Genomic DNA, 13,812 nt, shown 5'->3' on the forward strand with positions numbered 1-13,812 from the left:
ATCACACACATTCTTATGTACAGAACAAACACGTGCGGAGAGCTGAGACTCTCCGATGCAGGAAAAAAGGTGACGCTCGCCGGATGGGTGCAGCGAAGCCGCAAGATGGGAGGAATGACATTCGTAGACCTGCGCGACAGATACGGCATCACACAGCTGGTCTTCAACGAAGAAGCTGACGCCGAGCTTTGCGCCCTCGCCAACAAACTCGGACGCGAGTACTGCATCCAGGTGGAAGGAACAGTGAACGAGAGACAGAGCAAAAACAACAAGATACCTACAGGCGACATCGAAATCACAGCCGACAAGCTCAACATCCTAAGCCAGAGCGCAACACCGCCGTTCACAATCGAGGACAATACCGACGGTGGAGACGACATCAGAATGAAATACCGCTATCTCGACCTCAGAAGACCATGCGTGCGCCACAACCTCGAACTGCGCCACCGCATGACCATACTCATAAGAAACTTCCTCGACAGCAAGGACTTCATCGAAGTGGAGACCCCTATACTCATCGGAAGCACACCTGAGGGAGCACGCGACTTCGTCGTGCCCTCGAGAATGAACCCAGGACAGTTCTACGCCCTGCCACAGAGCCCGCAGACACTGAAGCAGCTGCTCATGGTGAGCGGATTCGACAGATACTTCCAGATAGCGAAATGCTTCCGCGACGAAGACCTCAGAGCCGACAGACAGCCCGAATTCACACAGATAGACTGCGAGATGTCGTTCGTAGACCAAGACGATGTAATCGACCTCTTCGAGGATATGGCACGCCACATCTTTAAAGAAGTGCGCGGAGTGGAACTGCCGGCAAAGCTGCAGCAGATGACATGGCACGAAGCAATGAGACGCTTCGGAAGCGACAAGCCTGACCTCAGATTCGGAATGGAATTCGTGGAACTGATGGACGAGCTGAAAGGCACAGGAGAGTTCGCCGTGTTCAACGACGCTGAATACATCGGAGGAATATGCGCGCCAGGATGTGCAAGCTACACACGCAAACAGCTCGACCAGCTCGCCGACTTCGTGAAGAAACCACAAGTGGGAGCAAAGGGACTGGTATGGATAAAGGTGAACGAAGACGGAACGACAAAGAGCAGCATCGACAAGTTCTATACACCAGAAGTGTTCGCCAAAGTGGTGGAGAAAGCAGAAGCAAAGCCAGGCGACCTCATACTCATCCTCAGCGGTGACAAGGCAAACAAGACGAGAACACAGCTGTGCAGCCTACGACTCGAAATGGCAGACAGACTCGGACTGAAAGACAAAAACAAGTTCGAATGCCTCTGGATTGTCGACTTCCCACTCTTCGAATGGAGCGACGAGGAGCAGAGACTCATGGCTACGCACCATCCGTTCACAATGCCAAACCCTGACGACATACCACTGCTCGACGAGCATCCGGAGAGAGTGAGGGCAAAAGCATACGACTTCGTGTGCAACGGAATCGAAGTGGGAGGAGGAAGCCTCCGTATCCACGACGGACAGCTACAGGAGAAAATGTTCAAAATCTTGGGCTTCACACCCGAAAGGGCAATGGCACAGTTCGGATTCCTCATCAACGCATTCAAATACGGAGCACCACCTCACGCAGGACTCGCTTTCGGACTCGACCGATTCGTGTCAATCATGGCTGGACTCGACTCTATACGCGACTGCATAGCATTCCCGAAGAACAACAGCGGACGAGACGTAATGCTCGAAGCACCGTCGGAGCTGGATGACAAACAGTTGAAGGAATTGCAGATTTCTGTTGATGTAAATCAAGAAAACGCCGAATAGAGCCTACATAATGTAACTTTATCACCAAATAATGAAACAAAAGCAAAATAATGTAATAAAAAAACATTATATTTGCATCAGCTATTTATAAAGTAATGAGTCACAAAGACTTGTCACGGATTTAAATTTTATCATTATGACAGAAAGAAAAGTTACAGAAAAGAAGGTTGCTGCAAAGCCAACAGCTAAGAAAACAACAAGAAGAACAGCCACCAAGAAGGTTGCTTCAACATTCATGATCGATGCAATGAGCGTAGGTTTCAAGGCTGGTGACGTTTATCAGACGCTGAAAGACGCTGAGAACGCACTGAGTGTGGAAGAAATCGCAAAGGCAGCAAATATCACGACAGAGGAAACTCTGCTCGGAATGGGATGGCTGCTCAAAGAAGGCAAGATCAAAGGAGAGGACAACAAATTTCTCTTGGCATAAGAAACTGCTCCGAAAGGAGAAAACCGTCAAGGGCAAAAATAAGACGAACAGAAGGGCTGGCGATATTGTAACATATCTCCAGTCCTTTTTTTACGATGATATGAGCTACGAACAGGAAATAAAAGAACTTCTATTCGAAGCAGGCAAAGAAGGATTGTCTGCAAAGAAAATCGCACGCCATATCTTCAACAAACACAACGGACTATTTGAAACTATTCCATACGACGAGGTTTATAAGGCTGTGCAATACTGCATAGCCAAAAACAACAAATCCGCAAAACCGTTCATAGAAAAGGCAGAACGATGGGGCTACTACAAACTCACCGAAAAATCAAGCCACGACACCCAGCTGCTGCTGCAATTCAAAGAAGGATACAACGAAGAACAAGAGGCAGAGAACGGGAAAGACGACCATGTATGCGAAGACCTCTCACTATCACTATTTTGAGTCAGAAACCTAAATTTCAAACAAATCAAACTATAAAAAAACTATAATACAACTATGAGAAGACAATATTTCCTAGGCATAGATCTTGGCAGCTCATCAGTAAAAGCATCGCTAGTAGACGCTGAAACAGGAAAATGCGCCGCCACGACTTTTTATCCGGAACATGAAGCACCAATCATCGCAGTGAAGAGCGGATGGGCAGAACAAGACACCGACATGTGGTGGGAAAACTGCAAACTATGCATCAAGAAAGTAAAGGAGATGGCAAATGCCAGCGCCGAAGACATAAAGGCTATCGGCATCTCGTATCAGATGCACGGACTGGTGTGTGTAGACAAAGACATGAAGGCGCTTCGACCGGCCATAATATGGTGTGACTCAAGGGCTGTGCCATACGGCGAGAGGGCTTTCAACGACCTCGGAGCCGACAGATGTCTGGGGCATCTGCTCAACTCTCCAGGCAATTTCACCGCAGCAAAACTGGCATGGGTGAAGGAGAACGAACCGGAACTATTCTCCAAAATATACAAATTCATGCTGCCTGGCGACTTCATAGCCATGAAACTGAGCGGAACGATAAACACCACGGCAAGCGGACTGAGCGAAGGAATACTATGGGACTTCAAAGAAAGGAAGACCGCAGACTTCGTGCTCGACTACTACGGAATAGACCGCAAACTGGTGGCTGACATAGTGCCTACATTCAGCGTACAATGCGAAGTGTCGGCAGAAGCAGCAGCCGAAACAGGACTACAAGAAGGCACGCCAATAAGCTACAGAGCTGGTGACCAGCCAAACAACGCACTGAGCCTCAACGTGTTCAATCCTGGAGAAATAGCCTCAACGGCAGGCACATCAGGAGTGGTATATGGCGTGTTGGGAAAAGTGGCATACGACAAGAAAAGCCGGGTAAACACCTTCGCACACGTGAACTACACAGCAGAGACGGACCGTCTCGGCGTGTTGCTCTGTATCAACGGAACTGGAATTCTCAACGCTTGGATAAGGCGCAACATCGCACCGGAAGGAATTTCATACACTGAGATGAACGATATGGCTGCCAACGTAGCAATAGGGTCTGAAGGCGTATCGGTAATCCCCTTTGGCAACGGAGCGGAAAGAGTGCTCGAAAACAGAGAGACAGGATGTTCCGTCAATGGTCTGAACTTCAACAAGCACACCAAAGCCCACATCATCCGAGCGGCACAGGAGGGCATAGTTTTCAGTTTCTGCTATGGAATGGAAATAATGAAAAAGATGGGCATGGACATCAGGAAAATTCATGCCGGCAGGGCAAACATGTTCCTCAGCCACGTCTTTCGCAATACGCTGGCCGGAGTGAGCGGAGCACAGATAGAGCTATACGAGACCGACGGCAGCGTGGGAGCAGCAAAGGGCGCAGGTATGGGTTGCGGATACTATAAGGACAACAATGAGGCTTTTACTTCGCTGGAAAAACTTGCTGTGATAAATCCCGACGAAAACCACCGCTCGGAATATCTCGAAGCCTATGCTGAATGGAAAGAGAAATTGGTAAAGATGCTTTAACCCAAATCGCTTTCTATGTTAATATCCAAATGTTTTGACCATTATTTTCAATTTATGCTGAGATTTTATATTCAGGGGTGAATGTTTGGCGATTTCTGACCATGGCTGTGACCAAATGTACAAGTTTGTTCTTGACATTGTTCAGTGCAACCTGCTTCTTCTTTCCTCGTTCTACGAGGCGCATGTAGTACCTCGCCATAATGGGATTGAAGTTGACGGCAGCTAGTGCCGCTTGCGTCAGCATGGCCTTTATCTGGCGGTTAGCCATATAATGTACATGCGGATCGGAATGCACACTGGTTCCCGAATCTTTGCCAAATGGAGCTAGGCCGTAATAGCAGGCAATCTTGCGTGAGTCGTAGTTGAAACGCCGGAAGTTGTCGGTGTACACCATCAGGCACACAGCGTTCTGCGTTCCTATGCCAGGCACCGAGGTCACGATGGTGAACACCTCGGTGAGTTCCTCGTCCGACTTGATGAGATCGGCAATGCGCTTATCTATCTTCTCTATCTCCTTATTGAGTTCAGAGACGATGTGCCGTCCGCTCTGCGAAATCATTGTCTTGACTGGCGACTTCTCCATAGTGAGTCGCTTTTCGCCTCTACGCACCTGGAAACTGCATCTGTGTCTTACGATCATCTGACGGTATAGGAACAGCTCACGCAGTTGTGTAAGCGACTCGCTAAGAGGCTCGTACATAACGGCTTTATCGTAATTCCTCATGGCGTATTCTGCAATCATCGAGGCGTCAGCACGGTCAGACTTCAATCGTCTAAGACCAGATGCGTCTTTGATGCTCTTTGCGTTCTCAAGCCACATGTCGTAGCCTTTACCGTAGAGGAAGTTGCACAGTCCCTTGCTGTAGTCGCCCGTGTTCTCGCCACAGAAGAGCCACAAGGACGAGTCGATACCGCAGGAATTCTGCTCAACCCACTTGACCAACTGCCTATAGCCAGACACGGTTGTCTTGAACTCGTTGAACACTCTAGCAGCGGTTTCTGCCAGTCCGTCTGCAAAAAGGATAGCCACATCAACTTTTTCTTTCGAAAAATCAACTCCGATAAATAAATTCTTCATAACTTTGTACGAGTTATATTGTGTAGAATTGGTCAATAGTTGTATGGACTAACACTCTAACAAGGCTCAGAGCCGATAACTTTCTATCTGGTCTTTGCAACTATGTCGATGAGGACCTAAACGATTTATAGCTTTACGGCTGGGTCATTAGCTGGTTTACCTCTTCGACAGACCGATTCTACCTTTTTACAACAAAGGTACGAAACTGTCTTTAGCAATCATAGTTTTACCTTGATTATTTTGGAGTTTATGCGACTTCGTCGCAATCTTCTGCAAACTTAGAGGTCATTAGGCCGTTTAATGTATAATTTTAATAACTGCTTGCAGTCTTTTGCTTTTTATAAGGCGTCTTTTGCTCGTTTTTAATTCGCAATAGCCCGCTATTACTCATTAAAAGCCAAACAAAATCCACTCTTCTAAAAAACAAAATCCATGCAAGCCCTAATGACCTCTAAGTTTGCAGAAGATTGCGACGAAGTCGCATAAACTCCAAAATAATCAAGGTAAAACTATGATTGCTAAAGACAGTTTCGTACCTTTGTTGTAAAAAGGTAGAATCGGTCTGTCGAAGAGGTAAACCAGCTAATGACCCAGCCGTAAAGCTATAAATCGTTTAGGTCCTCATCGACATAGTTGCAAAGACCAGATAGAAAGTTATCGGCTCTGAGCCTTGTTAGAGTGTTAGTCCATACAACTATTGACCAATTCTACACAATATAACTCGTACAAAGTTATGAAGAATTTATTTATCGGAGTTGATTTTTCGAAAGAAAAAGTTGATGTGGCTATCCTTTTTGCAGACGGACTGGCAGAAACCGCTGCTAGAGTGTTCAACGAGTTCAAGACAACCGTGTCTGGCTATAGGCAGTTGGTCAAGTGGGTTGAGCAGAATTCCTGCGGTATCGACTCGTCCTTGTGGCTCTTCTGTGGCGAGAACACGGGCGACTACAGCAAGGGACTGTGCAACTTCCTCTACGGTAAAGGCTACGACATGTGGCTTGAGAACGCAAAGAGCATCAAAGACGCATCTGGTCTTAGACGATTGAAGTCTGACCGTGCTGACGCCTCGATGATTGCAGAATACGCCATGAGGAATTACGATAAAGCCGTTATGTACGAGCCTCTTAGCGAGTCGCTTACACAACTGCGTGAGCTGTTCCTATACCGTCAGATGATCGTAAGACACAGATGCAGTTTCCAGGTGCGTAGAGGCGAAAAGCGACTCACTATGGAGAAGTCGCCAGTCAAGACAATGATTTCGCAGAGCGGACGGCACATCGTCTCTGAACTCAATAAGGAGATAGAGAAGATAGATAAGCGCATTGCCGATCTCATCAAGTCGGACGAGGAACTCACCGAGGTGTTCACCATCGTGACCTCGGTGCCTGGCATAGGAACGCAGAACGCTGTGTGCCTGATGGTGTACACCGACAACTTCCGGCGTTTCAACTACGACTCACGCAAGATTGCCTGCTATTACGGCCTAGCTCCATTTGGCAAAGATTCGGGAACCAGTGTGCATTCCGATCCGCATGTACATTATATGGCTAACCGCCAGATAAAGGCCATGCTGACGCAAGCGGCACTAGCTGCCGTCAACTTCAATCCCATTATGGCGAGGTACTACATGCGCCTCGTAGAACGAGGAAAGAAGAAGCAGGTTGCACTGAACAATGTCAAGAACAAACTTGTACATTTGGTCACAGCCATGGTCAGAAATCGCCAAACATTCACCCCTGAATATAAAATCTCAGCATAAATTGAAAATAATGGTCAAAACATTTGGATATTAACATAGAAAGCGATTTGGGTTAAAAGCCAAACAAAATCCACTCTTATAAAAACACAAAATCCAAGCAAGCCCTAATGACCTCTAAGTTTGCAGAAGATTGCGACGAAGTCGCATAAACTCCAAAATAATCAAGGTAAAACTATGATTGCTAAAGACAGTTTCGTACCTTTGTTGTAAAAAGGTAGAATCGGTCTGTCGAAGAGGTAAACCAGCTAATGACCCAGCCGTAAAGCTATAAATCGTTTAGGTCCTCATCGACATAGTTGCAAAGACCAGATAGAAAGTTATCGGCTCTGAGCCTTGTTAGAGTGTTAGTCCATACAACTATTGACCAATTCTACACAATATAACTCGTACAAAGTTATGAAGAATTTATTTATCGGAGTTGATTTTTCGAAAGAAAAAGTTGATGTGGCTATCCTTTTTGCAGACGGACTGGCAGAAACCGCTGCTAGAGTGTTCAACGAGTTCAAGACAACCGTGTCTGGCTATAGGCAGTTGGTCAAGTGGGTTGAGCAGAATTCCTGCGGTATCGACTCGTCCTTGTGGCTCTTCTGTGGCGAGAACACGGGCGACTACAGCAAGGGACTGTGCAACTTCCTCTACGGTAAAGGCTACGACATGTGGCTTGAGAACGCAAAGAGCATCAAAGACGCATCTGGTCTTAGACGATTGAAGTCTGACCGTGCTGACGCCTCGATGATTGCAGAATACGCCATGAGGAATTACGATAAAGCCGTTATGTACGAGCCTCTTAGCGAGTCGCTTACACAACTGCGTGAGCTGTTCCTATACCGTCAGATGATCGTAAGACACAGATGCAGTTTCCAGGTGCGTAGAGGCGAAAAGCGACTCACTATGGAGAAGTCGCCAGTCAAGACAATGATTTCGCAGAGCGGACGGCACATCGTCTCTGAACTCAATAAGGAGATAGAGAAGATAGATAAGCGCATTGCCGATCTCATCAAGTCGGACGAGGAACTCACCGAGGTGTTCACCATCGTGACCTCGGTGCCTGGCATAGGAACGCAGAACGCTGTGTGCCTGATGGTGTACACCGACAACTTCCGGCGTTTCAACTACGACTCACGCAAGATTGCCTGCTATTACGGCCTAGCTCCATTTGGCAAAGATTCGGGAACCAGTGTGCATTCCGATCCGCATGTACATTATATGGCTAACCGCCAGATAAAGGCCATGCTGACGCAAGCGGCACTAGCTGCCGTCAACTTCAATCCCATTATGGCGAGGTACTACATGCGCCTCGTAGAACGAGGAAAGAAGAAGCAGGTTGCACTGAACAATGTCAAGAACAAACTTGTACATTTGGTCACAGCCATGGTCAGAAATCGCCAAACATTCACCCCTGAATATAAAATCTCAGCATAAATTGAAAATAATGGTCAAAACATTTGGATATTAACATAGAAAGCGATTTGGGTTTAAGCGATAAGAGAGTGGCTTGTTGATGGTTTTGAGGGCCGCCGGTGTCAATCTTCAGTCTTCTTGAGATACTGGTCAAGAAGCAGGATGCCCTTCTCGGTGCAGAAGCCGCGCAGCAACACTATGAAGAAGTTGCAGAAGATGTCGCTCAGCGAATATTTTTCGTAGAGAGCCTTCTTGAAGCTCGCGTCCATCATTGAGTCGCAGATGTCCTGCAGGATTTCGTAGTTCAGCTCAGGCACGAAATATCCGTTCTCTATGCAGCGCTTCACGAAAAGCAGCGACTCCCTCTGCTGTTCCTCGTGGCGCGACCGCAGATATGCCGTCACCTTGTCGTATTTCTCAAGTTCAGTGAGGAAGAGAGGGGAGAGGTTGTCGAGGTCAGCGAATTTAAGCTTGAAGAACGTCACCACGATGTCGATTTCGTTTTCCGCCGTCAGCGCATATTCCTGGATATGCCTTAAAAGTTCTTCATGGTCGTGCCGCGCACCCGCAAGCAGCAGGTCCTCCTTCTTGTCGTACACCTCATATAGAGTGCGCTTCGATATCGACAGCGCCGCTGCGATGTCGTCCATCTTCACTGCCTTTATGCCCCTCTGTTTGAAGAGCGGCATTGCCGTGCGCAGAATCCTGAGCTTCAGCTCCTGGCGATGTTCAGATATGTTGTTGTGGTCTGTTTGCATTTCCTTCATTGCGTTTTGATTTTACAAAGATAATAAAATATTTGTTATTTTTCTTCGTGCGCCAAGTTTTTTAGTAATTTTGCAAAAACTCGTCAATTGGACGAACGGACATCCGGCAATGGCGGATTGTGGGGAAATATCCTCGCTGGCTTGTCAATTCGAGTGATAATGACACAAACAATTAATTCTTAAATTTCTTATGGTAAAAATCACAAAAGAAGCAGCGCTGGCCTATCATGAGGGAATGCGCCCAGGAAAAATCGAAGTCAAGCCTACCAAGGCTTACAGCACCCAGACCGACCTGAGTCTGGCATATTCGCCCGGTGTGGCTTCCCGTGTCTGGAAATACAGCAGAATCCCGACGATGCTTACAAATATACCGACAAAGGAAACCTCGTAGCCGTGATCAGCAACGGCACAGCAGTGCTCGGACTTGGAGACATCGGGGCAATGAGCGGAAAACCTGTGATGGAGGGCAAGGGACTGCTCTTCAAGATATATGGTGGCATCGACGTGTTCGACATCGAGATAGCTGAGAAAGACCCGGAGAAATTCTGCGAGACCGTGGAGCGCATAGCGCCCACCTTCGGCGGAATAAACCTGGAAGACATCAAGGCACCGCAATGCTTCTACATAGAAGAGAGGCTGAAACGCACACTCGACATACCGGTGATGCACGACGACCAGCACGGCACGGCGATAATATCGGCGGCAGGACTCAAAAACGCACTCGAAGTGAACGGCAAAGACATTGCCAAGGTCAAGATCGTGGTGAACGGAGCCGGAGCCGCAGCCATATCATGCACAAAGATGTATGTGGCACTCGGAGCCAAGACAGAAAACATACTGATGCTCGACTCCAAGGGAGTGATAACCAGCGACAGGGAAAACCTGACCGAACAGAAGAAGCTTTTTGCCACCGACAGGCGTGACGTGCACACCCTCGAAGAGGCGATAAAAGGAGCCGACGTGTTTGTGGGACTCTCAAAAGGCAACGTGCTCACGCAAGACATGATACGCTCAATGGCAGAACAGCCAATCGTATTCGCACTTGCAAACCCCGTGCCCGAAATATCATACGAAGACGCCATGGCAAGCCGTCCCGACGTGCTCATGAGCACAGGCGCTCCGACTACCCTAACCAGATAAACAACGTGATAGGATTCCCATACATCTTCCGTGGAGCACTCGACGTGCACGCAACGGCAATCAACGAGGAGATGAAGCTGGCGGCAGTACACGCCATCGCAGATCTGGCGAAACAACCGGTGCCCGACGTGGTGAACGATGTGTACCACGTGAACAACCTCACCTTCGGACCTCTCTACTTTATCCCAAAACCCGTTGACCCGCGACTCATCACAGAAGTATCGGCAGCAGTGGCAAAGGCGGCAATCGACAGTGGAGTGGCAAGGACGACAATCACCGACTGGGCGGCATACAAGAACAAGCTGCGCGAGATGCTCGGACAAGAGACAAAGCTCACCCAGAAACTATACGATACCGCGCACAAACACCCGCAGAGAGTGGTCTTCGCCGAGGGACTGCACCCCACGATGCTCAAGGCGGCAGTGCAGGCAAAGGCAGAAGGCATCTGCCAGCCGATACTGCTCGGCAACGACGAACGCATAAAGAAACTCGCAAAAGAACTCGACCTGAGCCTCGACGGAGTGGAAATAGTGAACCTTCGCCACGACAGAGAGCGGAGCGTCGCGAACGCTATGCCCACATCCTGGCAGAGAAACGACAGAGAGAAGGCTACACGCTCGACGGGGCAAACGACAAGATGTTCGAGCGCAACTACTTCGGAATGATGATGGTGGAGACTGGCGACGCCGACGCCTTCATAACAGGACTCTACACAAAATACTCAAACACCATAAAAGTGGCAAAAGAAGTGGTTGGCATACAGCCGGGTACTCACACTTCGCCACGATGCACATCCTGAACACAAGCAAAGGAGTGTATTACATCTCTGACACGCTCATCAACCGTCATCCCGACAAAGACACGCTCATGGACGTGGCGAAACTGAGCGCTGCCACAGTGCGCTTCTTCAACGAAGAGCCGAACATAGCCATGATAAGCTACTCCAACTTCGGAACAGACGACTGCGGAAGTCCGCTGCAGGTGCACGAGACGGTGGCTGCCATGCAGAAACAATTCCCGGAGCTGGCCATCGACGGAGAAATGCAGATAAACTTTGCCCTCAACAGAGAACTGCGAGATGCCAAATTCCCGTTCTCACGCCTCAAGGGCAAAGACGTGAACACACTCGTGTTCCCAAATCTGAGCAGCGCCAACGGAGCATACAAACTGCTCCAGGGACTGAACACCGATGCCGAGATAATCGGTCCGATACAGATGGGACTCAACAAGCCGATACACTTCACCGACTTTGAAAGCTCCGTGCGCGACATAGTGAACGTTACGGCAGTGGCGGTAATCGACGCATACGTGGCAAAACTCAAGGCAAAACACAATGCGTGACAAGCGGTCTGAATGAGAAAACGGACGGGCAAGACCATTTGTGGGAAATTCAGAAACAGGCCAAACACACACACCACAGAAAGGATGTGGAAACAAGAAAACACCGGGGAAAAGGCAGAATTGTCGCTCCTCGGTGTTTTTACCATTACTTATTTCGATTATACCCTTGCAGTTCAGATAAAATGAGTATTTTTGCAGAGATAAACACAAGCCAGCGGCAAAATGAGCACCGAAGGCGGATTACGAATTAAACAGAAACATAAATTATGAAGAAAATTTTATTGCTGGCGATAGGATTCCTGATGACCATGACGGCAAGCGCACAGTTTGAACAAGGAAAATACTATTGCAACGGCTCACTGACAGGAATCAATCTGAGCTACAGCGGAGCAGAGAAAGCTTAGCCTCGGAGTGGAGGCAAAGGGCGGATATCTGGTGGCAGACAACTGGATGGCACTGGTCATGGCAGGCTACAGCCACGACGAAGACGTGGATGACAAGTTCGCTGTCGGAGTGGGGGGCCGTTACTACATAATACAGAACGGACTGTATATGGGCCTCAACGCCCGTCTCGTGCATGGCGGAACGGATACAACGACATCATGCCGGGACTGGAGCTCGGATACGCATTCTTCCTCGGAAAGAGCGTAACGATAGAACCGTCAGTATATTACGACCAGTCGATAAAGAACCACTCAGACTATTCGAAAGTGGGACTGCGCATCGGAGTGGGAGTGTATCTGTAGGAAAACAAGACCTGTTCCTGACCTTATTTAAATAAGGTTAGGAGAAGTTCAACCCGTCAACTTTAATAATTAAGAACAAAACATAATGTACACAGTAGAAGAATTGGAAGACAAGCTCATCGACCTGGCTTTCGCGGAAGACATCGGCGACGGTGACCACACCACGCTATGCTGCATACCAGAAGACGCAATGGGCAAATCACACCTCCTCATCAAAGAAGACGGCATACTGGCCGGAGTAGAGGTGGCAAAAAAATGTTTGACAGATTTGACAACACCATGAAAGTGGAGGTGTTGATAGGTGATGGAGCCGAAGTGAAAAAAGGCGACATCGCAATGGTATAGACAGGAAAGGTGCGTCGCTGCTACAGACAGAGCGGCTCATGCTCAACATCATGCAGAGAATGAGCGGCATCGCCACGATGACACACAAATACGTGGAGAAGCTGAAAGGCACAAAGACACACGTGCTCGATACACGCAAGACGACACCTGGAATGCGTATGTCTCGAAAAGCAGGCAGTGAAGATAGGTGGAGGAATGAACCACAGAATAGGTCTCTTCGACATGATACTGCTCAAAGACAACCACGTGGACTTCGCTGGAGGTATAACAAACGCTATCGACCGCTGTCATGCATATCTGAAAGAGAAAAACCTCGACCTGAAGATTGAGCTGGAAGTGAGAAACTTCGATGAGCTTAACCAGGTGCTCACACATGGAGGAGTAAATCGCATAATGCTCGACAACTTCTCTGTGGCAGACACTAAGAAGGCCGTGGAACTCATTGGCGGACGCTATGAAACTGAGTCTAGCGGAGGAATAACGTTCGACACTATACGCGACTATGCGGAATGTGGCGTCGATTTCATCTCTGTGGGGCTCTCACACACTCGGTGAAGGGACTCGACATGAGTTTCAAGGCTTGTTGAAAGGAATTCAAATAACAATAATTTTTTTGAAGAGTCAATATCATGAGAAAACTGTTTTTATCATTACTGTTATGTACAGGCGTGATCAACGCTCTGGCCTGCACCAACTTCATAGTGGGAAAGAAGGCAAGTGCCGACGGTTCGGTGATGTGTACCTATAGCGCCGACGACTACGGCATGTTCCTGGACTATGCCATTACCCCGCGGCAAACACGCCAAAGGGGAGATGCTGCAAATCTACGACTGGGATACAAAGGAATATCACGGACAGATACCACAGGCGGCAGAGACCTACAATGTGATAGGAAACATCAACGAATATCAGGTGACTATCGAGAAACCACTTTCGGAGAAGAGAAGAAATGGTGGACACGACGGGAATCTTGATTACGGTTCGCTGATCTATATCGCGCTGCAGCGCTCCAAAACAGCCC

8 protein-coding genes and 4 pseudogenes are annotated in these 13,812 nt (G+C 48.3%); 10 read left to right on the plus strand and 2 right to left on the minus strand.

The features are described 5' to 3' along the window. Positions 1 to 15 precede the first annotated feature (15 nt). From aspS to CCC32_RS09165, 4 genes are all read left to right on the plus strand, one after another. Positions 16 to 1,788 carry an aspartate--tRNA ligase gene (gene aspS / locus CCC32_RS09150; RefSeq protein ID WP_287073941.1) on the plus strand — a complete coding sequence of 591 codons (1,773 nt, stop codon included), beginning with the start codon at positions 16 to 18 and terminating at the stop codon, positions 1,786 to 1,788. Between the two features lie 136 nt (positions 1,789 to 1,924). Next, complete coding sequence (locus CCC32_RS09155; RefSeq protein ID WP_022317076.1) at positions 1,925 to 2,218, plus strand: winged helix-turn-helix domain-containing protein; 294 nt, start codon at positions 1,925 to 1,927, stop codon at positions 2,216 to 2,218. Positions 2,219 to 2,318: 100 nt separating this feature from the next. Further along, a complete protein-coding gene (locus tag CCC32_RS09160) occupies positions 2,319 to 2,666 on the plus strand; it encodes a hypothetical protein (protein ID WP_287073944.1) in 348 nt (115 codons plus the stop codon). Between the two features lie 54 nt (positions 2,667 to 2,720). Next, positions 2,721 to 4,214 carry a xylulokinase gene (locus CCC32_RS09165; RefSeq protein ID WP_287073945.1) on the plus strand — a complete coding sequence of 498 codons (1,494 nt, stop codon included), beginning with the start codon at positions 2,721 to 2,723 and terminating at the stop codon, positions 4,212 to 4,214. 52 nt (positions 4,215 to 4,266) lie between these two features. On the opposite strand, the gene CCC32_RS09170 is transcribed toward CCC32_RS09165, so the two are convergent. Then, positions 4,267 to 5,292 carry an IS110 family RNA-guided transposase gene (locus tag CCC32_RS09170; protein WP_042517114.1) on the minus strand — a complete coding sequence of 342 codons (1,026 nt, stop codon included), beginning with the start codon at positions 5,290 to 5,292 and terminating at the stop codon, positions 4,267 to 4,269. 733 nt (positions 5,293 to 6,025) lie between these two features. Between CCC32_RS09170 and CCC32_RS09175 the strand changes: the two genes are divergently transcribed. Further along, positions 6,026 to 7,051: an IS110 family RNA-guided transposase gene (locus CCC32_RS09175; protein ID WP_042517114.1), complete on the plus strand. Its 1,026-nt coding sequence runs from the start codon at positions 6,026 to 6,028 to the stop codon at positions 7,049 to 7,051. 396 nt (positions 7,052 to 7,447) lie between these two features. Continuing rightward, positions 7,448 to 8,473, plus strand: coding sequence for an IS110 family RNA-guided transposase (locus CCC32_RS09180; RefSeq protein WP_042517114.1), 1,026 nt, complete (start codon positions 7,448 to 7,450; stop codon positions 8,471 to 8,473). Between the two features lie 101 nt (positions 8,474 to 8,574). Here CCC32_RS09180 and CCC32_RS09185 read toward each other — a convergent pair whose 3' ends face one another. Further along, positions 8,575 to 9,219 (minus strand): TetR/AcrR family transcriptional regulator, encoded by a 645-nt coding sequence (locus CCC32_RS09185; RefSeq protein WP_022317370.1) that lies wholly within the window; start codon positions 9,217 to 9,219, stop codon positions 8,575 to 8,577. A 190-nt stretch (positions 9,220 to 9,409) separates the two neighbouring features. Here CCC32_RS09185 and CCC32_RS09190 point away from each other — a divergent pair. The 4 pseudogenes from CCC32_RS09190 to CCC32_RS09205 all read left to right on the plus strand — a co-directional run. Then, positions 9,410 to 11,700 (plus strand): annotated as a pseudogene (locus CCC32_RS09190) (NADP-dependent malic enzyme). A 266-nt stretch (positions 11,701 to 11,966) separates the two neighbouring features. After that, a pseudogene (locus CCC32_RS09195) lies at positions 11,967 to 12,446 on the plus strand (hypothetical protein). 85 nt (positions 12,447 to 12,531) lie between these two features. Beyond that, positions 12,532 to 13,378: pseudogene (gene nadC / locus CCC32_RS09200) on the plus strand (carboxylating nicotinate-nucleotide diphosphorylase). A 42-nt stretch (positions 13,379 to 13,420) separates the two neighbouring features. Beyond that, positions 13,421 to 13,812, plus strand: a pseudogene (locus tag CCC32_RS09205) (C69 family dipeptidase); the annotation flags it as partial.

Source organism: Prevotella sp. LMAG:51, assembly GCF_008680225.1.
Taxonomy (GTDB): domain Bacteria; phylum Bacteroidota; class Bacteroidia; order Bacteroidales; family Bacteroidaceae; genus Prevotella; species Prevotella pectinovora.